The sequence below is a fragment of the Corallococcus macrosporus genome (genome assembly GCF_017302985.1).
GTDB lineage: Bacteria > Myxococcota > Myxococcia > Myxococcales > Myxococcaceae > Corallococcus > Corallococcus macrosporus_A.
Map to the genome: position 1 here is coordinate 495,961 of NZ_JAFIMU010000009.1, position 23,622 is coordinate 519,582.

General features: G+C 65.6%; 21 protein-coding genes, 1 tRNA gene and 1 pseudogene. 13 read left to right on the forward strand and 10 right to left on the reverse strand.

Annotation, left to right across the window (positions count from 1 at the left end; all coding sequences use genetic code 11):
* Positions 1-76 precede the first annotated feature (76 nt).
* The 6 genes from gap (at position 77) to JYK02_RS30115 (ending at position 5,120) form a co-directional block, all read left to right on the forward strand.
* A complete protein-coding gene (gene gap, locus JYK02_RS30090) occupies positions 77-1,090 on the forward strand; it encodes a type I glyceraldehyde-3-phosphate dehydrogenase (RefSeq protein ID WP_121723997.1) in 1,014 nt (337 codons plus the stop codon).
* Positions 1,091-1,147: 57 nt separating this feature from the next.
* Positions 1,148-2,341: a phosphoglycerate kinase gene (locus tag JYK02_RS30095; protein ID WP_207056148.1), complete on the forward strand. Its 1,194-nt coding sequence runs from the start codon at positions 1,148-1,150 to the stop codon at positions 2,339-2,341.
* A gap of 36 nt (positions 2,342-2,377) precedes the next feature.
* Positions 2,378-3,139 (forward strand): triose-phosphate isomerase, encoded by a 762-nt coding sequence (gene tpiA / locus JYK02_RS30100; RefSeq protein WP_206792573.1) that lies wholly within the window; start codon positions 2,378-2,380, stop codon positions 3,137-3,139.
* An 84-nt stretch (positions 3,140-3,223) separates the two neighbouring features.
* Positions 3,224-3,625, forward strand: coding sequence for a preprotein translocase subunit SecG (secG, locus tag JYK02_RS30105; RefSeq protein ID WP_207056150.1), 402 nt, complete (start codon positions 3,224-3,226; stop codon positions 3,623-3,625).
* An 85-nt stretch (positions 3,626-3,710) separates the two neighbouring features.
* A tRNA-Leu gene (locus JYK02_RS30110) sits at positions 3,711-3,792 on the forward strand.
* A 149-nt stretch (positions 3,793-3,941) separates the two neighbouring features.
* Positions 3,942-5,120, forward strand: a complete 1,179-nt coding sequence (locus JYK02_RS30115; RefSeq protein ID WP_207056152.1) for a putative sensor domain DACNV-containing protein — start codon at positions 3,942-3,944, stop codon at positions 5,118-5,120.
* Positions 5,121-6,142: 1,022 nt separating this feature from the next.
* On the opposite strand, the gene JYK02_RS30120 is transcribed toward JYK02_RS30115, so the two are convergent.
* Both JYK02_RS30120 and JYK02_RS30125 read right to left on the reverse strand, forming a co-directional pair.
* Positions 6,143-7,099, reverse strand: coding sequence for a restriction endonuclease subunit S (locus JYK02_RS30120; RefSeq protein WP_207056154.1), 957 nt, complete (start codon positions 7,097-7,099; stop codon positions 6,143-6,145).
* A complete protein-coding gene (locus JYK02_RS30125) occupies positions 7,086-8,984 on the reverse strand; it encodes an HsdM family class I SAM-dependent methyltransferase (protein ID WP_207056156.1) in 1,899 nt (632 codons plus the stop codon). The genes JYK02_RS30120 and JYK02_RS30125 overlap by 14 nt, the downstream gene beginning before the upstream one ends.
* A 353-nt stretch (positions 8,985-9,337) precedes the next feature.
* Here JYK02_RS30125 and JYK02_RS40560 point away from each other — a divergent pair, with 353 nt between their 5' ends.
* Positions 9,338-9,619, forward strand: coding sequence for a transposase (locus JYK02_RS40560; RefSeq protein WP_207056157.1), 282 nt, complete (start codon positions 9,338-9,340; stop codon positions 9,617-9,619).
* Positions 9,620-9,817: 198 nt separating this feature from the next.
* Here JYK02_RS40560 and JYK02_RS30135 read toward each other — a convergent pair.
* Positions 9,818-11,040, reverse strand: a pseudogene (locus JYK02_RS30135) (IS701 family transposase).
* 512 nt (positions 11,041-11,552) lie between these two features.
* Between JYK02_RS30135 and JYK02_RS40035 the strand changes: the two are divergent.
* The 5 genes from JYK02_RS40035 (at position 11,553) to JYK02_RS30160 (ending at position 16,281) form a co-directional block, all read left to right on the forward strand.
* Positions 11,553-12,347 carry an ATP-binding cassette domain-containing protein gene (locus tag JYK02_RS40035; protein WP_347402617.1) on the forward strand — a complete coding sequence of 265 codons (795 nt, stop codon included), beginning with the start codon at positions 11,553-11,555 and terminating at the stop codon, positions 12,345-12,347.
* 117 nt (positions 12,348-12,464) lie between these two features.
* Positions 12,465-13,301 carry a metallophosphoesterase gene (locus JYK02_RS30145; RefSeq protein ID WP_207056159.1) on the forward strand — a complete coding sequence of 279 codons (837 nt, stop codon included), beginning with the start codon at positions 12,465-12,467 and terminating at the stop codon, positions 13,299-13,301.
* 172 nt (positions 13,302-13,473) lie between these two features.
* The gene (locus tag JYK02_RS30150) at positions 13,474-14,016 is read left to right on the forward strand and encodes a DUF2378 family protein (RefSeq protein ID WP_207056161.1); all 543 of its coding nucleotides are present in this window, start codon (positions 13,474-13,476) and stop codon (positions 14,014-14,016) included.
* 142 nt (positions 14,017-14,158) lie between these two features.
* Positions 14,159-14,701, forward strand: a complete 543-nt coding sequence (locus JYK02_RS30155; RefSeq protein ID WP_207056163.1) for a DUF2378 family protein — start codon at positions 14,159-14,161, stop codon at positions 14,699-14,701.
* Between the two features lie 14 nt (positions 14,702-14,715).
* Positions 14,716-16,281, forward strand: coding sequence for a fibronectin type III domain-containing protein (locus JYK02_RS30160; protein ID WP_207056164.1), 1,566 nt, complete (start codon positions 14,716-14,718; stop codon positions 16,279-16,281).
* Positions 16,282-16,351: 70 nt separating this feature from the next.
* Here the strand turns inward: JYK02_RS30160 and JYK02_RS30165 are convergent, their stop codons facing one another.
* Complete coding sequence (locus JYK02_RS30165) at positions 16,352-17,047, reverse strand: pirin family protein (protein WP_207056165.1); 696 nt, start codon at positions 17,045-17,047, stop codon at positions 16,352-16,354.
* A 108-nt stretch (positions 17,048-17,155) separates the two neighbouring features.
* Positions 17,156-18,061, reverse strand: coding sequence for a LysR family transcriptional regulator (locus JYK02_RS30170; RefSeq protein ID WP_207056166.1), 906 nt, complete (start codon positions 18,059-18,061; stop codon positions 17,156-17,158).
* Positions 18,062-18,209: 148 nt separating this feature from the next.
* Between JYK02_RS30170 and JYK02_RS30175 the strand changes: the two genes are divergently transcribed.
* On the forward strand, positions 18,210-18,755 hold the full coding sequence (locus JYK02_RS30175) for a YceI family protein (protein ID WP_207056167.1): 546 nt from the start codon (positions 18,210-18,212) through the stop codon (positions 18,753-18,755).
* 19 nt (positions 18,756-18,774) lie between these two features.
* Here JYK02_RS30175 and JYK02_RS30180 read toward each other — a convergent pair whose 3' ends face one another.
* The 5 genes from JYK02_RS30180 to JYK02_RS30200 all read right to left on the reverse strand — a co-directional run bounded on the left by JYK02_RS30180 (position 18,775) and on the right by JYK02_RS30200 (position 23,619).
* Positions 18,775-19,716 (reverse strand): DUF4382 domain-containing protein, encoded by a 942-nt coding sequence (locus tag JYK02_RS30180; protein WP_207056168.1) that lies wholly within the window; start codon positions 19,714-19,716, stop codon positions 18,775-18,777.
* Positions 19,717-19,791: 75 nt separating this feature from the next.
* Complete coding sequence (locus tag JYK02_RS30185) at positions 19,792-20,289, reverse strand: hypothetical protein (protein WP_207056169.1); 498 nt, start codon at positions 20,287-20,289, stop codon at positions 19,792-19,794.
* A 170-nt stretch (positions 20,290-20,459) separates the two neighbouring features.
* The gene (locus JYK02_RS30190) at positions 20,460-21,182 is read right to left on the reverse strand and encodes a hypothetical protein (RefSeq protein WP_207056170.1); all 723 of its coding nucleotides are present in this window, start codon (positions 21,180-21,182) and stop codon (positions 20,460-20,462) included.
* Positions 21,182-22,828, reverse strand: coding sequence for a caspase family protein (locus JYK02_RS30195; protein WP_207056172.1), 1,647 nt, complete (start codon positions 22,826-22,828; stop codon positions 21,182-21,184). Before JYK02_RS30195 ends, JYK02_RS30190 begins: the two co-directional genes overlap by 1 nt.
* Entirely contained in the window at positions 22,825-23,619 is a 795-nt protein-coding gene (locus JYK02_RS30200) for a hypothetical protein (RefSeq protein WP_207056173.1), read from the reverse strand. Before JYK02_RS30200 ends, JYK02_RS30195 begins: the two co-directional genes overlap by 4 nt.
* Positions 23,620-23,622 lie beyond the last annotated feature (3 nt).

Genomic DNA, 23,622 nt, shown 5'->3' on the forward strand with positions numbered 1-23,622 from the left:
GGTCGCCCGCCTTCTTTACGAGACTCATGACGGTGGGCCGCGAAGGCCCACCCCTTCTTAGGAGACGGAAAACACCATGGCCATCAAGCTCGCCATCAACGGCTTCGGTCGTATCGGTCGCTGCATCCTGCGCGCCGCGCTCAGCCGCAAGGAAGACCTCGAGATCGTCGCCATCAACGACCTCGACAAGCCGGCGGCGCTGGCCCACCTGTTCAAGTACGACTCCGTGCACCGCACGTGGCCGGGCGAAGTGAGCCACACGGACAAGGGCATCGTCGTGAACGGCAAGGAGATCGCCGTCACCGCGGAGAAGGACCCCTCCGCGCTGCCCTGGAAGAACATGAACGTGGACGTGGTGATGGAGTGCACCGGCCGCTTCACCGCGCGCGACGCCGCCGCCAAGCACCTGGCCGCGGGCGCCAAGAAGGTCATCATCTCCGCGCCGGCCAAGGGCCCGGACATGACCATCGCGTACGGCATCAACCACCACGAGTACGACCCGGCCAAGCACCACATCGTGTCCAACGCCTCGTGCACCACCAACTGCCTGGCGCCCATCGCCAAGGTGCTGGTGGACAACTTCGGCATCGAGAAGGGCCTGATGACGACGGTGCACAGCTACACCAACGACCAGCGCATCCTGGACCTCACCCACGACGACATGCGCCGCGCCCGCGCCGCCGCGCTGTCCATGATCCCCACCAGCACCGGCGCCGCGAAGGCCATCGGTGAGGTGCTTCCGGCGCTCAAGGGCAAGATGCACGGCCTGTCCGTCCGCGTCCCCACCCCGAACGTGTCCCTGGTGGACCTGACGGTGAACACCTCCAAGAAGGTCACCGCGGAGGAGGTCATCGCCGCGATGAAGGCCGCCGCCAACGGCGCGCTCAAGGGCGTGCTCGAGTTCAGCGACGCGCAGACGGTGTCCGTGGACTACAACGGCAACCCGCACTCGGCCATCTTCGACGCCACCAACTGCTACGTGATGGGCGACAACCTGCTCAAGGTCATGGCCTGGTACGACAACGAGTGGGGCTTCTCCAACCGCATGGTCGACACGGCGAAGTTCCTCGTGTCCAAGGGCGTGGCTTAAAGCCGCACCGCATCCGGCACCCCAGGCTGACCGAGACAGGCACAAGGGACACCCAAGATGATCCGCTACATCGATGACCTGCAGTTGACCGGCAAGCGCGTCTTCATCCGCGTGGACTTCAACGTCCCGCTGGAGGGGCGTCGCATCACCGACGACACCCGCATCCGTGAAGCGCTTCCCACCATCCGGCGCGCGCTGGAGATGGGCGGCAAGGTCATCCTGGCGTCCCACCTCGGTCGGCCCAAGGGGCCGGACCCCAAGCTGTCCACGGTGCTCGTCGCGGAGAAGCTGGCGGAGCTGCTGGGCGGCAAGCACGAGGTCATCCACGCGGACGACTGCGTGGGCGACAACGTGAAGAAGCAGGTGAACGACCTGAAGGCGGGGCAGGTGCTCCTCTTGGAGAACCTGCGCTTCCACAAGGAGGAGGAGGCGAACGACGAGGCCTTCTCGCGCGAGCTGGCGGCGCTGGCGGACGTCTACGTCAACGACGCGTTCGGCACGGCGCACCGTGCGCACGCGTCCACGGCCGGCATGGTGCCCTTCGTGAAGGAGAAGGCCGCCGGCTTCCTGATGCGCAAGGAGATCGAGTACCTGGGCGACAAGGTCCTGCGCAATCCGGCGAAGCCCTTCGTGGCCATCCTGGGCGGCTCCAAGGTGAGCGACAAGATCAAGGTCATCGAGAGCCTGCTGCCCAAGGTGGACGCGCTGCTCGTGGGTGGCGCCATGGCGTACACCTTCCTGAAGGCGCAGGGCATCGAAGTGGGCAAGAGCCGGGTGGAGGAGGGCGACAAGCTGGCGCTGGCGGCGAAGCTGCTGGACACGGCGAAGCGCCTGAAGACGCCGCTGGTGCTCCCCATCGACCACATCGTGTGCGCGGATCCGGATGGCAACGGTCCGGTGAAGGAGACGCCGGATCAGGTCGTCCCCGCGGACATGATGGGCCTGGACATCGGTCCGAAGACGCGCGCGATGTACACGCAGCGCATCCGCGACGCGAAGACGGTGGTGTGGAACGGGCCCATGGGCCGCTTCGAGGTGGCGAAGTTCGCCGAGGGCACGCGGTCGGTGGCCGCGGCCATGTCCATCAACAAGGACGCCGTGACGGTGATTGGCGGCGGCGACAGCGCGGCGGCGGTGGAGCAGATGGGCTACGCGGACAAGATGAGCCACGTGTCCACGGGCGGTGGCGCGTCGCTGGAGTTCCTGGAAGGCCAGCCGCTGCCGGGCATCAAGGCGCTGGAGACGAAGTAGGGCACCCACGCGGTACGCACCGGGGGAGACACCACGATGGCTCGTCGGAAGATCGTCGCTGGCAACTGGAAGATGAACAAGACGGTGCCGGAAGCGCTCGCGCTGGTGCGGGAGCTTCGCGGCGCGGTGGCGGCGCTGGGCGACAAGGTGGAGGTGGCCATCGCGCCTCCGTTCGTGGCGTTGCAGCCCTTGCACGTCGCGCTGGAGGGGGCGCCCCTCCAACTGGCGGCGCAGAACTGCCACTGGGAGTCCTCGGGCGCCTTCACGGGCGAAGTGAGCGCGCCGATGCTGGCGGAACTGGGGTGCGCCTACGTCATCGTGGGGCACTCGGAGCGCCGACAGTTTTTCGGGGAGACGGACGCCACGGTGAACAAGCGCGCCAAGGCGGTGAAGGCCGCCGGGATGACGCCCATCGTCTGCGTGGGTGAGACGCTGGCCGAGCGCGAGTCGAACCAGACGCTGACGGTGGTGGAGCGCCAGGTGCGTGGTGCGCTGGAGGGCTTCTCCGGGGCGGACGTGGCGACGTTCGTGCTGGCGTACGAGCCGGTGTGGGCCATTGGGACGGGCCGTACGGCGACGACGGCGCAGGCGCAGGAGGTCCACGCGGCGATCCGGGGGCTGCTGACCCGGATGTACGACGAGGGGACGGCCGAGCGGGTGCGCATCCAGTACGGCGGGAGCGTGAAGCCGGACAACGCCGCGGAATTGCTGGGTCAGCCGGACGTGGACGGGGCGCTTGTCGGGGGAGCGAGCCTCAAGGCGGCGGACTTCGTGGCCATCGTCAAGGCGGCTGGCTGAAGCGGCCGGGCCCGTTAGAAGTTGTCACCCCTTGAGCACTTTGTGTAGGTTGCGCCCTCTTTTCACGGAGCGTTGGGAACACCCATGCTGACCTTCTTCACGATCGTGCACGTCCTGCTCTGCGTGTTCATGATCTTCGTCATCTTGCTGCAGCCGGGGAAGGACGCCGGCATGGGTTCCGCCCTCGGTGGCGGCGCCGCGACGAGCGCCTTCGGTGGCCGCGGCGCGGTGACCTTCCTGAGCAAGCTGACGGGCATCTGCGCCGGCTTGTTCTTCCTGACCTCGCTGGGCCTGTCCTTCGTGGGCCTGCGCGGGTCGGTGGCCGCGGGCGGTTCCGTGGCCGCGCCGCCGGCGAAGACGGCCCCGGCGACCCCGGGCGCCACGACGCCTCCTCCGGCGGCCCCGGGAGCGGTGGAGCAGGAGCGTTCCGCGACGCCGCCGGCGGAGGGCCAGCCGGCTCCCGCGCCGACGACGCCCGCGCAGTAGTCGTCAGGAAGCATCGGATTCACGCGACGGTTGAATTGGTTGTTGCGTGAATCCACGGGGTCCGGTACATGGACCCCGCCGAAACGCCCAGGTGGTGGAACTGGTAGACACACCATCTTGAGGGGGTGGCGCCGAAAGGTGTGCGGGTTCGAATCCCGCCCTGGGCACTCCGAACAAGAGCCTCCGAGTCGAAAGACTCGGGGGCTCTTGTCGTTTCTAGTGTTGAGCCTTGAAGGGCTCGCGCCGAGGGGGATGCATGCCAAGCCAGCCGAGATACCCGAGCGAACTCCTACGTCCATGGCTCCTGACGAACTTCATGAAGGAGCCGTCGTCCGAGGATGCACGCGAAATCGTGGAAGGAATCCTGGAGCTTTGCGACGAACTCTTCTTCGCGAGTCTCGCGACTGAAGAGGGCGAAGCCGTTCGCCCCCAGATTGTGGTCGCTCCGAAGGGACCTGATGGCCTCAGGAAGGTGCTCGACAGCTCGCTCGGAGCCGATACGGGCGAAGATTGGGGTCCACCGTATGCTTGGCGTGTCATTGCCCTAAGTAACCCCCAGCCGTTCACGGCCAGTTCGATTGCGAAGCTGGCCGTCGCGGCAGGAGGCGGGCGGAGTGCTCTGGTGGTGTCACCTGGTGCGGAAGAGCTGGAGATCACTGGAATCGCTAGCCGAAACCCGACCACCGATGGTGGACGCGTACTTGTCATCACTGCCGACCGGCCCGGATCACTTGTTCTGTCCTGGGCGGCCAGGGAACTCGTGCGGTATGCACAAGGCCGCATAACTGAGCCCCCGGCTGACTTGTTCGGGGACAAGGGGAGCGTGATCCGCGATGCGCTTCATGCTTCGAGCGTATCGCTGCGCGCGGCTGCCCGGCCGTCATGGTTGGCGGTTCAAGCCGAACGTGTGGTCCTTGGGCTCGTCCGCAAGATGAGTCAGACAAGGCATGGGGGCATTGTCGCCGTTCAACGGGAGGCGCCTTCGGAAGCGCAGAGTGCTTCGGTGAAGCTCGTCATGAGAAATCCCGAAATTCTGGCGCAGGCGGTGCGTGAGTATTTTGTTGCTGGAGGGAAATGGTGGACGGCTGCTTTTGCCTCTCCCGAGACGCTTGAGAGGCGACGTGAGCGTGATAGAGCTCGGACCTCATTCGATAATGCGAAACGTGAACTCGATGCTCTTGTCGAGGACGTGGGGCAGATGACGGCTATCGACAATGCCCTTCTGCTGGCGCGCGACCTTCAAGTTATTGGGGCCGGCTACCACGTCTCCTCGTCGCAAAGACTAAAGGTATACGAAGCAACTGATCCGGCGGGAGTGATACGCAGAGAGTACGACCTTCAAGCCCATGGTGCTCGCCACCATGCCGCCGCCGCTTTCGCGGATCAGTACCCTGGCGCCGTTGCGTTCATTGCTTCTGAAGACGGTCCTTTGAAGTGCTTTTACAAGGTGGGCGATCAGGTCCTTTTCTGGCGGCTTCGTTTGCCGGACTTGTGAACAGGCTCAGCGCCAACTCCTGCAGCTGTAGTCTGGAAAAAGCCGCAGTCGCCCTCTTATTGAAGAAACAGGAGAGGGGAGGACCCAGGCTTTCATGCTGTAGCCATCGGCCACAGAAAAGCAGGCGCCGGAAGCAAGGCTGGTCGGTCGTCTCTCAACGGAACTGGATGCGCTTGGCTGCAGCCGCGCTTCTGCAGACGCGAGGTGCATGCAATGGCAGAGGAATACGTGAAGGCGCTGCTGGAACGAGCGCAGCGCAAGAGTATGTGGGCCTTTCGGATGATGCGGGGCATCGAGCGCACTATGCCGTCCACCACCTGTTGCTGCTTTCGGAGTGGGACGCGGATGCGCGCGTGCCGATGTGTTGGCATACGCACGTAGGGCGTTGGGCGAAGGTGGCATTCTGCGGTGGACGCTTCCTGAATAAGGGCAAGAAGTCCGTGGGCACAGGACGCCAATACCCCGTGCTTTCCGCAGCGGCCCTTCGCGTCCGCCGGTGTGCGTGCTTGTGGGTGACGCGCTTGGTGGACTTGCACCGCCACTCCGCCATCCGCTTCGTCACGCCCGATGACAGGCACTTCGGTCGTGAGGGCGCGCTGCTTGTCCGACGTCGCGAGGTGTACCACCGCGCTCGCGACTGCCACCCAGAGCGCTGGAGCCGCGGCACGCGCAACTGGACGCCGATGGGCCCTGTCCGTCTCGGCCCAGCTCCAAACTTCACCTCGGTAGTGCTGGAGATGAAGCGCATCGGCTGAACCTTCTCGCGCGACAACCACTTTGACGCTCACCGGTACCCGGGCTCTCGGCAATCTGCTGCTGAGGCCGGTTCCGGGCGGTCATCAGCACCGCTTGGCATCTTTCGCGCAATCGGCGGTCCTCCGTTGTTCGGAAGCACGCTTCCATCTCGCTCCTCTGGCGCTCATTCAGCTCTAGCCGGTTCATGCAAGTTTAACCGCGAATACCGACCTATTCATCCGAACCGTGAATTAGGTGGGATGGAAGCCCCAAGCCGGCGTGAATAGTTAAATTTGAGAGCTGTAAGGAAGTGCCTTTACAAACTGCTCCATGTAGTCCCAATCGGGCTTCTGGTGTGTTGTCATAGGTAGACGGATGATTGACTCCCGCATGCGTTCAAGGTGCCATTTGCGCCCGTAGTTGAAGCGGTACTTCTCAAGGCGAATCAGTGTGCACAAAAATAGACCTGTGGCAGCAGAGAGCTGAAATCCCTTCGGGTATAGTACGTTGACATCATCGGTTGCCCAGTAAGCTTCGGGCTGAAAAAATGCCTCGGCTACCGAACCGTTGTAACTTACGCTGATTGTCCTGGCTTCGTGTATTGGATCCTGTCCAATTCTGGCCGTTATCCCGTTCCCGGTATCGGAAGCTCCGACGTAAGGCGTATTGCCGGGAAGCATGTCTGCCTTCGTTAGCCGCTGGCCCTTTTTGATCGTAAAGAGGTCTTGGAGAGCTAAGGGCTTCCAGGATTTCGGAGCAGTCAGTAGGACCGGCTTTGTGTGGGCAGGTAGCTTGGCGCCTTGGTAGCGATCAAGGTTCGCAGAATTTACCCAAGCAGGAACCTTCATTGCGTCAGGGAGCATCAAATCCTTGAGCGTCCGGTTCGCCTGTCGTCCGAATCCAAACCGAAATCGGTTTGCCGTGATGCACGTTGCCCACCAAAGCTTCTCTTGGTCGCTCATTGGCTTTCGTGCCTTGAGGATCATCACATCGCGACCGCAGTAGTACGGAAAGGGCTGCAAAAAGGCCACTCCGGCACCGCCCTGCCCTCCAAGTGCAACAGTGATGGTCCCAGCAGGTGCAGGCTTCTCGGCTGCGATTCGCTTGACTTTGGCAGTGACGCCGTTGTTCCTTGCTGCTCGACCGACAAAGTTGACGGAATCAGGCCCGTCGGATTGCTCAAGGCGGTTCAGTTCTAGGCTGTGGCCGTACTGGAGGACGAATATTTCACTAATCTTCGGCATCCGCAGCCTCCTGCTCCTGTTCGTTTTCGCGACCGAAAAGACGGAACATTGCATAGCTCTTCACTACATGTTCAAAGTGCTCCTGGGTAAGGGTGCTATAGTCGGTTTCCATATAGGCTTCCACGCACCACTCATCGGCAGTCGTCACGGGTTGCATTACGCTCTCTCCCGGATGCACCTCGCGATTCCGGTATTGCTCCACCCAGTGATCGCGGATGGCAGGCCACTTGCCGTAAAGGTCAATGCGACCCTTGTGCTTAGTTTTCACAAACCCATCCTCACGCCAATATCCAAACCAAGTTTTCTTGGCGGACTTTGCGTGCGGCCTGCCAGCAATCCATACCATGATGCAAGTCACTATCCCCACCGGATAGAAAAGCTCCTGCGGCATGGACATAACGGCATCCAAGGTGTGGTGTTTCATAAGTTCTTCGCGAACGGGATGTGGTGAGATTGCGCAGGACATTGGAACGATTGCAATTCCAGTGCCACCTGGTTCCAAGCAATCCAACATTTGCTTTACGAAGTAAAGCTCGTGCAGTTCTGCGTCGCTCTTCGATTGCGAGTAGGGCGGGTTCAGCATGCCCGTGTTAGGTTTCATCTTCCTGACCGCTTTGATGATCGCGTCATCAAAGCAGCTTGCTTGGTGCAAGTTTGCCTTGCCGTCGCCCCGTAGAATCATGTTCGACGCAGCCAGTGCGAACATTTTGGGATTGTTTTCAATCCCGATTAAGCGATTCCTCTTGATGTCTTGGCGCTGTTCGTCGGTCACTGCCTTCTTTAGCATATGCTGCATGGCCGAGATCAAGAAGCCTCCCGTGCCCGCGCAAATATCTAGAACCTTGGATTCAGGCGAGACGTTTGCGATGAGTGAGAATAGTTCCGCAACATGTCGCGGAGTAAGCACAATGCCTAGCGCCTTCTTGTCTCCGGCAGTGTACTTGAGAAACTCGCCGTAGAATTGGCCCACAACGTCAAAGTCGTGGTAGACGTTTATGTAGGGCCAAACGTTCTCGCATATGCGCGAAAGAATTTCCTTGAACACGCCATCCGGATACTCTTTGGCTGTCTTGCTGTCCGGCTTGCCAAGATTCGGATGAACCGCAATCGTGGAGTACGGTTGCAGCATGGTGTCCTTTTTGGCCTGGGGTATGTCCGCATTGCTCAGTTCCTTTTTGATGGCACCAAGCCACGCCTCTTGAATGTCTTCTGCTGCCAAACTGCTGAATGTCTTCATGAACGAGTTGTTCATGAATGCGATGAGAGAACCGCTCACTAGAAGCGGCTTGTCTTCCTCCGAGATCTTCGCCTTCGTCCAAATGAGTTCATGAAGTTCCTTTGAGAAAGCCAGAAGATCAGAATGCCTCTTCTTGGCCACGTCAGGGTCAAAGGACGCGAGTCTGTAGTAGTCGTCAAAGGGGATGATGTCCCTTACTGGCTCCCCAGACTCGTTCGTTAGATCCTTGTACTCACTGCTCCCTGCTGGCACAAGGAAGGTAGAGACTCTCATGGAGCTTGCTGTTGAACCACTTACGGCAACAGCGACGACAGTGTAGTGTTTAGCCAGATGCTGTGCGTAGTGCAGTACGCCGTCTACTGCGTACTCGATAGGCTTGTTCCTTGCCGGGCTCTCATGCTTCTTTACGTCCGGTTTGCACTCAAAAACGATCAAAAAGGCTGCGTCCTTCTGGCTGGAAACCAAAAACTCCGGGTATCCCGCGTTTCCCTTGGCGTTCTTGCTTGCCTTGGACAGCAAGGACTTGACCTTGGCAATTTCGGACTTCTGTTCTTCAACTGAGATCCCGTTGTCGGGCTCGCCATATCCAAGCTCTCGCAGCGCGTCTCGAACTAGAGCTTCCGTTTTCCGTTCGTTTTTTGATGTCATGGCTTGGTGAGGTGAGGTGAGGTGAGAGATTTTTCACGCTGTCTGAATGAGTGGAGCAGACGGGAGTACCCGCCAGCCGGGCGTAACTGTAGGACAACTGCTCATTTCGACCGAGGGAAGATTGCCGGACCTGTTGCCGCCGGTGCATAGCCTGGAGGATGGCGGCTTTTGGGCCTCGTCCCCTAATAGGTACGTGGACGGACTTCCGCTTGAGACAGTGGTGAGCGTGGGTGTGGCGCGCGGCCGGCCCGTCTCCGAGGCCTTCGCCCTCTATGTCGGAGCGGAAGTCTCGGAAGCGCTGCACCAAACGTCCGGCTAGCAGCATGAATCCAGGATGGCCGAGGAGCTTGCTAGTGCACGCCGAAGGCGACGCCTTCATTGTGGATACGGGCTATGACGCCGACCGCATCCGAGCCAAGGTCTTGAATCTTGGAATGAGACCCGTCATCCATCCGAGCCCCAGCCGCACGTGTCCGCAGCCTCTCGACCGCAACCTCAATCGGATGCGCTACCGAGTGGAGTGCGTCTTCGACGACCTCAAACGCTTCCGGGCTGTTGCCACTCGTTACGACAATACGGCGACCAGCTACCCCGCTGTCCTGTATGTCACCTTCATGGTTCTCTGTCTGCGCTAATCAGAGACAGCCCCTAGTCCTACAGCTGCAGTTTGAGTCGCGCCCCTCGGGCTCGGTAGTGACACTGCATGGCCACGGCTTGGTGGTGGCGTCGCCAGCGACTCCAGGCCAGGACGTGCGCGACAGGGGCCACAGTCCGCCGCAGGAGTGAAAGCAGGAGTCCGCGCACTTCCTGGATGGAGTAGCGGACGAGGGCCATCAGTGAAGGCCGCGCCGGGCGAGGAATGCGCGCATGGGATTTCTTCGCACCGGCAGGCCGAGGGCTTTTGGGGGCAGCTTCTCCTCGGATGGCAGATTGGCCATGGCACGAGCTGAAGCAAGGAAGACGTGGGCCACCAGGCACAACGTCATGTGCCGGTGCCAGGCCGTCCAGGTACGCACTTCGTAGTCGGCCAGGCCCACTTCACCCTTGGCGGACTCGAAGTCCTCCTCCACGGCCCACCGACTGCCCGCCGCCTGCACCAGCGACGCCAGCGAGGCATTGCGTCGGGCATGGGCGATGTAGAAGGCCACCTTGCCGTCCGCGAGGCCTCTGCGAAACAGCAGCCATCGCGACAGCCCCAGGTGCCGGTTGAGTCGCATCCGTGCCCAATCGTAGAGGCGTGGGCCCTTGGTGCCCGCGCCCGCGGACAGACGCACCCACGCGTCCGGCGGGACTTCGTGCACCATGTCGCCCGGCTTCACCTGGTAGAAGCCGCGCCAGACGTGCGTGTTGGAGGCCACCGCCAGCACGTAGGGCTGGTGCAAGTCTTCGAGGAAGCGGCGTAGCGTGCTGTCGCGTCCATAGACTTCGTCCCCCACCACCCACGCGGGCTTCAGTCCCGCCCCCAGCGCCCGTTGCAGCATGCCTTGCGCCAGGGCCGGTTTGGATTCGAAGCCCACCTCGTCCGGAATCCCTCCTGCTTCGCGGCGGGCCGCGTCCTCCGTCCACAACTCCGGTAGGTACAGCTCCCGGTCCACCAGCGCATGCCCCCGAGGCGTCACGTACGAGAGGAAGACGCCCACCTGTGCGTTCTCCACCTTGCCCGCCGTGCCCGTGTACTGGCGCGCGACGCCCACGGACTTCTCTCCCTTTTCAGGAAGCCCGTCTCGTCCACCGCGAGAATGCCGCCTTCGCCCAGCGCCCGGCGTGCGTACTCCAGCACGTCGTCGCGCACCGCATCCGCGTCCCACTTCGCACGCAGCAGCAGGTGCTGGAAGGCATAGGGCGCTCGATGCCCTGCATCCTCCGAAAGGCCCCACATATTCTTGCGCTGTGCCCGCCCTAGCAGGGCTTTCACGTACTCAACCGCAGTGGTATGCGCCTCGCGCCTGCGGAAGTGCGGCTGCAGCCAGGCGCCGACTGACTCCAGTTCCGTCACGAGGCGGCCAACCAACCGGACTTCCGGTGCCTGCGCTTCTGTGTCCGATGGCTGCTGCATGGGAAGTCTCGATCCTCCCCCTCTTGTTTCCTCAACAGCAGGGGGACTGCGGAGTCTTCCGAACTACAGCTGTAGGACTAGTACGCCGGTATAGAAGTTTAAGTTGGTTGATAAAGGCCTGCCTATCAGAGGATGGTTACATCGGCGCTCACCAATCTACTGCGGAGCGCTGTCAAGGTCTCCATCACGCTGGCTGATTCGATGTGCTGGCTCGCGAGTCCGGGAACTCGCAGCCCGGAAGATTCGCCCGGTCCTGCCCCCCCGCCCAGCGAGAAAGGCGGCCCGGAGACGGCGATGCCGTAGTGGAACGTGGCCGTGGGTTACTGGGCGAGCCTGGCCGGCAGGTCCAGCAGCCTCCGCCGAATATGAGGCCCGTCGAGCCATGACGGGTGCGCCCCTACGCAGCTACAAGGCCAGCTCACGATGTGGGAGAAGCTGGCACTCAGCGCCCTGGCGGCGGGCTTCCTGCTGCCCATCTCCAACCTGGTGACGCGGCCTTCCAGCTCCAGCTGGTGCGCAGCTACCTGACCCGCGTGGATGACGTGCTGCAGGCGCCCCCCGAGCAGCCGCCCGGGACGCGCCACCGCCCCCACTCGCTCCAGAAGCGGATCCAGGCGGAGGACGTGTCGTTCCGCTATGGGGCGTACTCGCCGCTGGTGGTGCAGGACGTGTCTGTCACCATCGAGCAGGGCCAGTTCGTGGCCATCGTCGGCGCCTCCGGTGCCGGCAAGTCCAGCCTGGCGCACCTGCTGCTGGGGCTGTACCTGCCCTCGTCCGGATCCATCCGCTTCGACGGGGTGCCGCTCGCGGAGAGGGACCTGAAGGAGGTGCGCCGGCAGATGGGCGTGGTGCTGCAGAACCCGTCGCTATTCCGCGGGGACATCCGCCGCAACATCGCCTACGAGGATCCGCTGCTGCCGCTGGCTGCGGAGACCCGGGTGGAGGAGCAGGCACGAGATGGCTTCGCGTCTGAGTTCAAGGCGGGCAAGGTATTGGAGACGCAGCTGAGCGCGCGCTTACTCACCAAGCGCCGGACGCTGGAGGCGCTTCTGGACGCGCGCCCGGCACCGAGGGCCCGTGTGGCGCCGGAGGCATGGTGCTCCAGTAGCGCAGCGAGTGGTTCACTCCGAGCCGTGAGTTCTAACCCGCCGAGTGCGACGGCGACTCACCATCCCTGCGGACGCGCTGGCCACGATTCGGATGCACCTGCACGTCAACCGCATGCTGCCCGACGACGTGCGGGCTTACGAACTCGTACTGTACGACTTCCTCGCGCGGCTGTACCGCTCGCGTCTGGCCTGGGCTGAGTCGCGGACGTATAGGAGGAGCAGGAGCGCCGTAGTGGAGTGAGGAGCTTCGCCACCATGTAGCCCGCTGTCAGGAGCTTCCGCATCAAGCCGTCGACGGCGCGCCAGGAGGCGGCAATGGGTGCAAGTGAAGACGGGTGGTATTTCGCGGCCGTGGGCGACGTGCACGGCCACATGCACGCCATGGTGCGGCTTCTTGAGGGCTGGTCCTCACGCACGGGCAAGCTCCTGGCGTTCGTGCTCCAGGTGGGGGACTTCGAGCCCCACCGTGACGACGCGGACCTGGCCACCATGGCGGCGCCCGCAAAATACAAACAGCTGGGCGACTTTCCCGTCTACCACCGCCGCCAGATGCGCTTCCCCTGGCCGGTGTATTTCATTGGCGGAAACCATGAACCGTACGGCTTCCTGGATGCCAATGCCCCTCATGGCTTCGAGCTCACCCCCGGTTGTCATTACCTGGGACGTGTCGGTCAGGTTGAACTGCGAGGCCTTCGCGTCGCCGGACTGTCTGGCATCCATCGAGAGGATGCCTTCCAGGCCGCTCGCCCGTCCGTTTCGGACTCCCGTGCCTCGGCGCACAAGGCCTTCGCGTATTTCAACGAGGAGGACGTGGACCGCGCGATGGCCCTGCGGAATGTCGACGTCCTCCTGCTGCACGACTGGCCTTCCGGGCTGAGCCCGGCCGAGGACGCGGAGGCGTTCGAGCACCAGCGGCGCAGCGTGAGCCATGACACCGTGGGGAACGAATACGCCCGCATGCTCGTGCAGGCGCTCCGGCCCAGGTGGGTCCTCTGTGGCCACATGCACCGGGCGTATCGTTCCGCCATCCGGCATCCGTCCGGCCAGGTGTCGGACGTGGCCTGCCTCGCCAGTGTGCGCCAGGGGCCCGAGTCCTTCGCCGTGTTCCACGTCTCCTCGAAGGGGATCTCGGAGGTCCCCCGGACCCGCTGAGTCATCGAGGTCACGCAATACAGGATCAAGAAGTCATCACAGCCAGCCGTGAAACATGGGCGCGTCTCAGACCCGGGTATTAGTGCAGGGGTCTTCGGGTTCACGGGGAGGATGGGGTACACTTCATGCGACACGGCGGAATGGGACCGCCGTGCCGTTGCCGGGGTGATTCGTGGAAGAAGAGATCGTCTATCGCCACACCGTAGAGGGCGTGTTCCGCGCCATTGGTGATCGGCTCACTCCGGAGCTCCGCTCGAAGCTGGTGGCCGTGGGGCTGGATCTGGACGCGCAGTCTCCGCGCAACACCTCCCGGACCCTCTTCGCGGAAGCCCTGCGGGTCACCGTGGCGCACCTGTACCCGGAGCTGGACGCCAATGAAGGCTACCGGCGCCTGGGCGTCTGCATCATCCAGGGCATGGAGCAGACCGTGCTCGGCAAGTCGCTCGTGTCCATGTGGCCCATCTTCGGCCCCGAGCGCGTCGTGGTGCGCATCCAGGAGAGCTTCTCCACCGTGAACAACTACATGAAGTCGGAGTTGCTCACCCAGGGGCCCGGCCACCACATCATCCGCGTCAACGAGTGCAACGGAAACCCGGGCTACCTGCGGGGCCTCATCGAAGCGGGACTCGCCAGGGCCGGCGCGAAGAACCTGCGCGTGGAGCCCTTCGACTTCGACGGCCACGCCTGCTCCTACCGCGTCCGCTGGGGCGGCTGAGCCGGGCAAACCCCGAAGACCCGCGCAGTTCCGGTGTCCGGGAAAGACAGACGGATTTGATTGGAGTTACCCAGGGGGCTGGTGAGCCTTCGTGGATTCGTGATGGCATTGCGCAAGCACATCCGAACCCCCGGACGGATCCATGGCCGAGCAGGTCGTCTATCGCCACACGATTGAAGGGCTGTTTCGCTCCATCGGCAGCCGGCTCACTCCACAGCTGAAGGACAAGCTGAAACAGGCCGGCCTGGACCTGGGCGCTCCCATTCCCCGCAGCACGCCGCGGCTCGTCTTCGCGGAAGCGCTGCGCATCACCGCGCAGCACCTCCATCCCGACGTCGATACGGACGAGGGCTTCCGGCGGCTGGGCGTGGGGCTCATCCAGGGCGTCGAGCAGACGCTGCTGGGCAGGGCGCTCGTCGCGATGTGGCCCATCTTCGGGCCGGAGCGCGTCGTCATCCGCATCCAGGAGAGCTTCGCGACGGTGAACAACTACCTGAAGACGGAGCTCGTCACCCAGGGGCCCGCGCACCACGTGCTCCGGGTCAGCGAGTGCAACGGCAACCCGGGCTACCTGCGCGGCATCATCGAGGCCGGTCTCACCAAGGCCGGTGCTCGGAACCTCAGCGTGGAGCCGTTCGACTTCGACGGTCATGCCTGCTCCTACCGCATCCGGTGGACTCCCTGATAAACAGGGAGTTCATGAAATTCCGCCTCCCTCGTCATCGTGTGCTGTGTTTCACCGGCGCCCTCGTGTTGTCGCTGTCCTGTGGTCCCCAGGAGGAACTGGCCCCGGACCTGGATGAGACCGGCGCGGTCTCCCAGGCGGCCCTGGCTGCCCCGACGTTGCTCGAAGCCGTACCCGGCGACGGGCAGGTGACCCTCAAGTGGACCGCGGGCCCCGCGGGCACCCAGGGCTACCAGGTCCGCTTCCGCGTGGGCTCCAACGCATGGAGCTACCGGAGCGCGGGGGCCCAGACGACGACCCTGGCGGTCACCGGCCTCTCCAACGGCACGAAGTACGAGTTCGTCGTGCGCATCAAGGGCTCCACGTCCGAGACGACTTCCACGTACTCGAACAGCCTGTACGCCACGCCCACCGCGGACGAGTGCTCCGGCTCCTCCGTCCGCCACATCACCGTCACCGGCGCGGGTGCGAAGGACGGCCTGACGGCGCAGAGCGCGGGCACCCTGGCGAACCTCAACGCGTTCATCCAGGCCGTGGGCCCTGGCGGCCTGGTGTGCATCCATGGCGGCACCTACGGCACCGGCACCACCGTGTCCCATGGCGGCGCGGTGGGCTCTCCCGTGACCATCAAGGGCGTGGAGGGGCGGCCCGTCTTCCAGTCCACCTTCGAGGCCTCCACTCGCGCCAAGACGGGGCCCGTGGCCTTCACCGTGAAGGCGAGCAACCTCGTGTTCCACAACCTGGAGTTCCGCCACGTGGGCACGTGCTTCAGCTTCAAGGCCGTGTCGCCCGTGGCACACGTGACGCTCAGCCGGTTCCGCGCGGAGAACGTGGCCACGTGCGTGGACGTGGAGCGCTCCAGCACCACGGCGTTCACAGACCTGACCATCCGCGACGCGATGATCCTCCAGTTCACGCGCGGCGGCATCTTCCTCGCGTCCGGCACCAACCAGTCGCTCGTCGAGGACGTCTACATCGACATGGAGCCGGACCAGATTGGAGGGCAGGGGAGTGACTACCCCGTGGGCATCGCCCTCTACGACACCACGAACCGCGTCACCCTGCGCCGGGCCACGGTGATGAACGTCACCGGCATGCAGACGGGCTACACGCAAGGCGACGGCATCGACGGGGAGAGCTCCGCGAGCGACGTCGTCCTGGAGGACAGCTACTTCCGCGGCAACGAGGACGGCTGCGTCGACACCAAGGTGCGCAACATGCTCATCCGCACCACCGTCGCCGCCGAGTGCAAGCGCAACTTCCGCCTGTGGCAGTCCGTCACGCCGGGCCCACGCGTCGAGAGCGTCAGCAGCTACCAGCCTCGCGACGGCCACTTCTTCATGCACTCCGGCACCACCACGGCCAGGGACGTCGCCGTGTACTCCAGCAACGCCGCGAAGCTCGTGGCCTATGACTGTGATTCTTCCTCCCCGTGCACGTTCAACGCGGAAGGACTCCGGGGCACGCTGCTGGATGCGACGAGGCTCAACGCCACCGGCACCGTGACGGGCAACACGCTGGTGTACGGCCAGGCCGTCGTAATCCCTCCCGTGCCCAACCCGACGTCGTTCACGCCGTAGAGAACCCTGGAAACGACAAGGCCCCCGGGTCCACTTGAGGGATCCGGGGGCCTTCTTCGTGACCGGCGCATCAGGCCAGGTCGAACAGCAGGGCCTCCAGCGGCTCGGAGGCGGTGAGCACGAGGCTCGACTCGTCGGAGACGGCCACGCCGTCACCGGCCTTCACGGTCACGCCGTTGAGCGTGCCCGTGCCGCGGGCAATCTGCACCCAGGCGTGACGCCCCTTGGACAGCGTGTACTCCGCCTTCTCGCCCGGGCCCAGCAGCGTGCTGTGGAGGAGCACGTCCTGGTGCACGGTGAGGCTGCCGTCGCGCGCGTCGGGGCTGGCCACCACGCGCCAGCGTCCCTGCCGGTCCTTCTCCGGGAAGAACTTCTGCTCATACTCGGGCTTCAGGCCCTTCCTGTCCGGGATGATCCAGATCTGCAGGAAGTGGACGTCCTCGTTGGAGCCGTTCATCTCGCTGTGCATGACGCCCGTGCCGGCCGTCATGCGCTGGACCTCACCGGCGCGCAGGAGCCCCTGGCCTCCCGTGCTGTCCCGGTGCGCAATGGCACCGCTGAGCGGGTAGGTGATGATCTCCATGTCGCGGTGCGGGTGCGTGTCGAAGCCCTCGCCGGACTGCACGCGGTCCTCGTTGATGACGCGCAGGGCGCGGAAGCCCATGTTGTCGGGGTCGAAGTAGCTCGCGAACGAGAAGGTGTGATGCGAGTCCAGCCAGCCGTGGTTGGCATGTCCGCGCGCTTCAGAGGGCCGAAGGTTCATCATGGTGTGTGCTTCCTTTCGAGACACAACATGCGCTCCGGAAGGCCACCTGGCCAGACGTGAACCTCGGGACACATCGTTCCATCCGCGGAACGAAACGCCGCGACTGTCTCAGCGTTTCGCGCGCTTGAGCGCTCCCTGCAACTGGGGCCAGTGCTCGCGCAGCACCTCCACGAAGGCCATCACCTTGGGCACGTGGTGGCGCGTGGGCGGATAGACGGCGTGCACTGGCGCGCCCGCGGAGCTCCACTCCGGCAACACGCGCTGGAGCCGGCCGGACTCCAGGTCCTCGACACACTGCTGGCCGGGGATGAGCGCCACCCCGGTGCCCAGCACCGTCACCGCGCGCAGCATGTCCGGCTCGTTGATCACCAGCCGCCCGGAGACCTTCACCTCGACCGACCGTCCGCCCGCATGCAGCGTCCAGACGTTCCCCTGCATCGCCGAGCCGAAGAAGAGGCACTCGTGCTTCGCCAGGTCCGAAGGCGTTCGCGGCGCGCCCTTGGCCTGGAGGTAGTCCGGTGAGGCCACGACGAGCCACTCGATGTCCCCCAGCCGCCGCGCCATCAGCGACGAGTCCGGCAGCCGCCCGGCCCGCACCGCCAGGTCGAAGCCCTCCTCCATCAGGTCCACCGCGCGGTCCGTGCAGAGCATCTCCACCTGCACGTCCGGGTACAGCTCCATGAAGCGCGCCACCATGGGCGCGAGGAAATGGACGGACAGGGGCGTCGTCACGCGCAGGAGCCCCTGCGGGCCCGCCTGCATGCGGGTCACCGCCAGCTCCGCCGCCTCCGCCTCCGCGACGATGCGCTCGCAGTGCGCGTAGTACGCGCGGCCCACCTCCGTCAGGTGCAGCGTGCGCGTGGTGCGCTGGAGCAACTGGGCGCCCACGCGCTCCTCCAGCTCGGACACCTTCCGGCTGACGGTGGACTTGGGCATCCGCAGCGCCTTCGCCGCCGACGTGAAGCTGCCAGCCTGGACCACGCGAGCGAAGACGAGGAGTTCGTTGAGGTCCATGGCCGTGCCCCAGGCGAAGGGCACTGTCCCAGCGGTGGAACAGTGCTTCCTGTCCGTCCCGTCTAATCCGGAACGTGGGGGGCCGCTACCTTACGCCTCGTTGAAACACACCGCCGCCAACGCGGCGCTCACGACAAGGACGACGACCATGGCCACCACCCTCTGGAACATCGACACCACGCACACGGGCATCCACTTCAGCGTCCGCCACATGGTGGTGGCGAAGGTGCGCGGCAACTTCACGAAGTTCAGCGGCACCCTCACCCTGGACGACGCGAACCCGGCGGCGTCCTCCGTCTCCGTCTCCATCGAAGCGGCGAGCATCCACACGGGCGTCGAGCAGCGCGACAACCACCTGCGCTCGCCGGACTTCTTCGACGTGGCGAAGTTCCCGGCGCTCACCTTCCAGAGCACGAAGGTGGAGCCCTCCGGCAAGCACCTGAAGGTGACGGGTCAGCTCACCATCCGCGGCATCAGCCGCGAGGTCGTCCTGGAGGCCGAGCAGCTGGGTATCGCCAAGGACCCCTGGGGCAACACCAAGGCCGCGTTCGAGGCCAAGACGACCATCAACCGCAGCGACTTCGGCCTGACGTGGAACCAGGCGCTGGAGGCGGGCGGCGTGCTGGTGGGTGAGAAGATTGAAATTGCCCTCGAGGTCCAGGCCGCCCAGGCGTCGGGCGAGAAGGCGGCCTGAACCCCCGAGGTCCGGCGTACTACTCGGCGACTTCGAAGGACGTCAGGACGAAGTCGACGTTGGCTTCCGCGCCTGAGCCGACCGTGGCGGTCGCCGGGCGCGTGATGTTCGTGCTGAACGTCACACCCTCCGGGCCCACCAGGTCCACCTGGTAGGTGCCCGGCAGCAGGTACTTGAAGTCCGCCACGTAGCGGGTGGCCGTGCTGGCGGTGAAGGCCATCGGCTCACGGCTGCCGTCGGCGTTGATGAGCACCGCGGAGAAGAGGCCCAGCTGCGTGGGGCCCAGGGGCAGCGACACGTCGCCCGCCTCCAGCGACACCTCCACGTTGCCGGAGAACTCCAGGTCCGCGCCCTTGATGATGGGACGCATCACCCAGCGGCCGGAGCCACCGGCCTCCTTGCCGAAGCTCTGCGCGACGTCGAAGTCCACCAGGATGACCTTCTGCTCGCCATCGCTGGTGATGGTGACGTCGGCGTCCTTGTCGAACTTCACCTTGAGGCCAGAGCTGCTGGCGCTGGGCATGTGCAGGTCGCCGTCCACCTGGGCACCCTCGGGCAGGCCCTCGTAGTCGCGCGAGGTGGCGAAGATGCGGGTCGCGCCGTCCTGCTTCACCTGGATGTAGCCGCCGGTGATGACGAAGCGCAGCTCCTTGTACGTGCCCGCCGGAACCTCCGCGTCCTTCACCAGGTCCGCGGTGTCGTTGGCCAGCGTGAGCAGGTCGGTGGTGACGGGCTCGCTCAGGAGCACCACGTCGCCCTTGCCGTCCTTGCCCTCCTTGTCTCCCTCGACGCTGCCCTTGAGGTAGACCTTCGAGATGGTCACCACGGCCTTCTCGATGCCGTCGCCGGGGGCGTCGGTGAGCTTCAGGGTGACGCGGGAAGTGCCATCGCCGCAGGCCGCGAGGAACAACAGGCCGGTGGCCAGCAGCAGGGAAGAGGTGAGGTGTCGCAAGGTATTCATGGGGAAGCCTTTGGGTGAATCAGGATTGAACGCCGGGGAAGACCCGCCCCGGCACGAGGTGGCCACGGCGATTGATCAGCCGACGGTCGGCCAGCACTGACCTTCCAGGCAGGACAGCGAATCGCAGCAGGCCGTCTCGCTCTCGGTGGAGCACTCGCCGCCCTCGGGGATGCACACGGGACCGGGACCGGCGTCGACGTCGCCGCTCGAGCCCCCGTCCGTGGTGCTGCCGCCGTCGGGCTCGGAGGTGCCGCCATCCGAGGTCGGCTCTTCGCCGTCGCACGCGCCCAGCCGGTCGCCGTGGCGCAGGTGCGCCGTCGCCGCGGGCGCGCCCACCGTGATGCTGTGCGCGTTGGCGGGATTGCCCGGGGGGATGTGGCAAATGGTGACGCGGCCGTCAGGCGCGGTGCCGCCGTCCGCCAGGGGCACCTCGCTCGCGGCGCCGCCCAGGTTGTCACCACCCGTGGCGAGCGAAGGATCCTCCGACACCGTGGGGCCGCCGCAGCCCATGGACAGCAGCGTCGCGCACAACACCATCCATGCCGCGGAAGAGGGAGCGGTCGGGATACGCATGGTCATCCTCCTGTGAGACGAGGCGGTTGGGGGGCCGCTCGGGAAGCGGAGTGCCTCGTTGTCAGGAAGACCCGGCTGCTTGCGGGATGGCCACAGGGCCTCGTACCGCGGACGCAGTTTCATACGGGTGGCGAAGCGCGCGGGCACCCCGCGTCTTCAAATGCGTTGCTTTACGGAAGACTCTCTTCGCAGCGGAACGCCTTGCACCCGAGCGGCGACACGCAATGGCTGTCTTGGAGGCACTGCACGCAACAGCCGTCCGACGCGCAATGACTCTCACTGTTACAGCCGGTCCGCGCGCAGCCCTCCTGGACATAGGAGTCCTCCGGGACGAGCTCCACGTTCAGCACCGTCTGCTTGCCAGCATCCACACAGCCCTGGACGGCCGTGGTGAGGAAGCGGGGCGCGGACACGCTGAGGCCGTAGCAGCCTTCCGGCAGCGGCCCCACGTAGCGGGGGGACTGGTCGTCGAGCCCGGAGGCTTCGATGGGCGTGCCGTCCACGGACGCGTGCGCCTGCGACACCTTCAGGTTGCCCCGGGCGTGGATCTTCACGAAGAAGGTGCCGACGGGACGGGGGGCCACGGCCGGGACGTCCACGGACTGGCCGCCCTGCACGATGAGCGGCACGCGCACGCCCTTGTCCGTGGTGGCCAGGACGAAGAGCTCCGCGGGCCCCGCGGGCACGTCCTCCAGCGTGAAGCGGCCCTGCGCGTCCACGCCGCTGCGCAGGTCGGGCGCGCCCACGACGGACACCAGCGCGACGGTGGGGTCGAACTCCGTGAGCCGGCCGCGCACGGTGCCCGCGCGGAAGGGCTCGTTGTCCAGGTTTCCGCACGCGCCCAGGCCCAGGCCGAGCGACGACAGGGTCAAGAGCAGGCAATGGCGACGCATCAGAAGCGGTACCCCACGCCGGCGTTTCCGCCGATGAAGCCCACAGCCTGTCCCTGACCGTCCACCACCACGTACGTCAACATCCCGTGACCCTGGGCGGTGAGCTCCAACCGCTCGCCCAGGCGCCACGCCAGTCCACCCACCACACCGGGGCTGACGGTGAAGTAGCGCTGGCCACCGGAGAAGGCCTCCACGTCAAATGACCTTCCCAGGTACAGCGCGGCCACACGCGGGCCCGCGAACAGCGTCAGCCGCTCCCAGCGCCAGAGGTATGGCACCGCCGCACCCAGGGTGAGCGTGGTGTAGCCAAAGGGCACCTCGCTGCCCGGCGCCATCTGGAGCTTCTGCCGTCCGTGCCCCAGTCCCATGTCCAGGAGCAGGCCCAGGTTCGGGAGCGGAAGGTCCTCCAGCCGCAGCACGACGCCCACCTGCGGCGCGGCGGGCAACAGCTCGCGGCGGCTCTGGCCATCCGTGAAGGACATCATGCCGCCCACCAGCGACAGCGCGCGGCGCGGGATGGCGTCCGCCAGCAGTTGCTCCAGGGGCAGCCGCTCGCCCCGGCCCACGTCCACTTCGCGCCGCACGAGGACGGAGTCTCCCTTGGTGAGCTCCACCGTGCGGCGGCCCGGGCCCACCGCGGCGCCGCCCGGCAATTCCAGACGCGGCTCGCCGTCCACCTTGAGCAGGAAGCCGTCCAGGCGCGGGTTGTAGGAGAACAGCTCCGGCTGCCCCGTGCGGTCGATACGGCCGGCGAGGATGACCGGATCCGCGCCCACCTCCATGATTTCAGCGGACGGGCGCTGACGGCCTTCCGTGAAGGCGAAGGTGCGGCGGCGTGAATAGTCGTGGGCCTCCGTGGCGGTGACGGCGCCGTCCGCGTTGCGGTCCGCGGCGCCGCCCAGGCCCTCGATGAGGAAGTACGTGTAGATGTCGTTGCGCAGGCCCTCGTCCTCGCGCGCCGTCTCGCCCCAGTCGCTGGCGGCGAACACCATGGACGCGCGGGACGACTCCTCCATCGGCCGCGCGTAGAAGCCGGACTTGATGCCAGCCAGCTCCACCTCCAGCTCGCGGGGCAGGAGCGACTTGCCGCTGCCGCTGTGGCAGGTGGCCAGCACCAGCAGCCGCCGCCGGCTGGGCAGCTGTTCGAACTCCGCCTTCAGGGCGTCCATGGAGAGCGCCGTCTGGGGGATGGAGCGGAAGGACGCGTCGCGCGTGACGAGGTAGCGCGTGAGCTCCCCCCGGCCGTCGCGCGCGAGCGTGCCGTGCGCGGACAGGTACACCATCACCACGTCATCCGGGCGGGTGGCCTCACGCCGCAGCTGCCGCAGCGCCGCGAGGATGGCGTCGCGCGTCGTCTCCTCCGGGCGCGTGAGGACGCGCACCTGGTCGAAGTGGCCCCGCGCGGGGTCCATCAGCGCCGCCGCGAGGTCGATGGCGTCCTTGGACGAGTAGCGCAGGGCACGCCACTGGGGATCGTCGAACGACGAGATGCCCACGAGCAGCGCGAGCCGCCGGGGCGTGTACGCACGCGAAAGGTCCGCCGCGTCGAGCCGCAGCGGCACGAGCCCGCCCTTGTCTCCGGCCGTGGCGGATGGACCCGCGCAGGCGCAGAGGAGGACGAGCAGCAGGGGAAGGAGGCGCTTCACGGGGCCAGAGTCTGACCGGATTGGACCCGCACGTCGAACCTCACCACGGTTCCCGGGCGTGCATCCGGGCCTCCGTCCGCCTCGAGGGCGGCGAGTGCGTCCTGCTCCGACGCGCGCTCACCTGGCGCGAAGGCAACCAGCGCCAGCGAAAGCTGGCCGTCGTCCGGCTCCAGGCTCACGCCCGTCAGCCCGTCCGGCCCCTGCAGGTCGTGCGTTCCCGCGTCCACGGCGAAGCGGCCGAGCAGCTCCGGAGGCTGGTCCCCCCGCTGCTGGTAGAGCAGCGCGGTGCCGGACTCCGTCGCGTGGTAGCGCAGGAGCAGCACCTCGTCACTGGCGACGTCCGCCCCGGAGTCCAGCCGGCGCAGGCCGCCGTCAGTGCCCCGGGCGACCACGGCCAGCTCCAGGGTGATGCGGCCCGGGCCCTTCTCCCCGGTCCACCCGGTGTCGTCGCGGTGGGGGCCCTTCACCCGCGGCACCAGCACGACCATCAGCACGGAGGCCGCGAGCGCGCCGGCCATCCAGCCCCAGTACCGGGCGGGCGGCGGGGCGAAGCGGCGGGCGCGGGGCGGGGCGCGCAGCGGGACGACCTTGGCGTCGTCCTCAACGGCCTTCCTGGGCGGCGCGAGCGCGAGGAGGAGGGCGTCCGTCGGCCCGTCGAGCGCATCCGAGTGTGTGGCGAGGAACGTCTCACAGACCTCGCAGGGCGAGGCCAGGTGTTCGCGGAACCAGGCCACGGCCTGGGGATCGCGCGCTGCGAGCTCCGACATCGCGGTGGCATCCAGGTGTCTCATGAC

Excerpts from the sequence above, each read along its gene's own strand:
- gap (WP_121723997.1), top strand. The coding sequence starts at position 77 with ATGGCCATCAAGCTCGCCATCAACGGCTTCGGTCGTATCGGTCGCTGC.
- JYK02_RS30095 (WP_207056148.1), top strand. The coding sequence starts at position 1,148 with ATGATCCGCTACATCGATGACCTGCAGTTGACCGGCAAGCGCGTCTTC.
- tpiA (WP_206792573.1), top strand. The coding sequence starts at position 2,378 with ATGGCTCGTCGGAAGATCGTCGCTGGCAACTGGAAGATGAACAAGACG.
- secG (WP_207056150.1), top strand. The coding sequence starts at position 3,224 with ATGCTGACCTTCTTCACGATCGTGCACGTCCTGCTCTGCGTGTTCATG.
- JYK02_RS30115 (WP_207056152.1), top strand. The coding sequence starts at position 3,942 with ATGAAGGAGCCGTCGTCCGAGGATGCACGCGAAATCGTGGAAGGAATC.
- JYK02_RS30120 (WP_207056154.1), bottom strand. The coding sequence starts at position 7,099 with ATGCCGAAGATTAGTGAAATATTCGTCCTCCAGTACGGCCACAGCCTA.
- JYK02_RS30125 (WP_207056156.1), bottom strand. The coding sequence starts at position 8,984 with ATGACATCAAAAAACGAACGGAAAACGGAAGCTCTAGTTCGAGACGCG.
- JYK02_RS30145 (WP_207056159.1), top strand. The coding sequence starts at position 12,465 with ATGGGTGCAAGTGAAGACGGGTGGTATTTCGCGGCCGTGGGCGACGTG.
- JYK02_RS30155 (WP_207056163.1), top strand. The coding sequence starts at position 14,159 with ATGGCCGAGCAGGTCGTCTATCGCCACACGATTGAAGGGCTGTTTCGC.
- JYK02_RS30160 (WP_207056164.1), top strand. The coding sequence starts at position 14,716 with ATGAAATTCCGCCTCCCTCGTCATCGTGTGCTGTGTTTCACCGGCGCC.
- JYK02_RS30165 (WP_207056165.1), bottom strand. The coding sequence starts at position 17,047 with ATGATGAACCTTCGGCCCTCTGAAGCGCGCGGACATGCCAACCACGGC.
- JYK02_RS30170 (WP_207056166.1), bottom strand. The coding sequence starts at position 18,061 with ATGGACCTCAACGAACTCCTCGTCTTCGCTCGCGTGGTCCAGGCTGGC.
- JYK02_RS30175 (WP_207056167.1), top strand. The coding sequence starts at position 18,210 with ATGGCCACCACCCTCTGGAACATCGACACCACGCACACGGGCATCCAC.
- JYK02_RS30180 (WP_207056168.1), bottom strand. The coding sequence starts at position 19,716 with ATGAATACCTTGCGACACCTCACCTCTTCCCTGCTGCTGGCCACCGGC.
- JYK02_RS30185 (WP_207056169.1), bottom strand. The coding sequence starts at position 20,289 with ATGCGTATCCCGACCGCTCCCTCTTCCGCGGCATGGATGGTGTTGTGC.
- JYK02_RS30190 (WP_207056170.1), bottom strand. The coding sequence starts at position 21,182 with ATGCGTCGCCATTGCCTGCTCTTGACCCTGTCGTCGCTCGGCCTGGGC.
- JYK02_RS30200 (WP_207056173.1), bottom strand. The coding sequence starts at position 23,619 with ATGAGACACCTGGATGCCACCGCGATGTCGGAGCTCGCAGCGCGCGAT.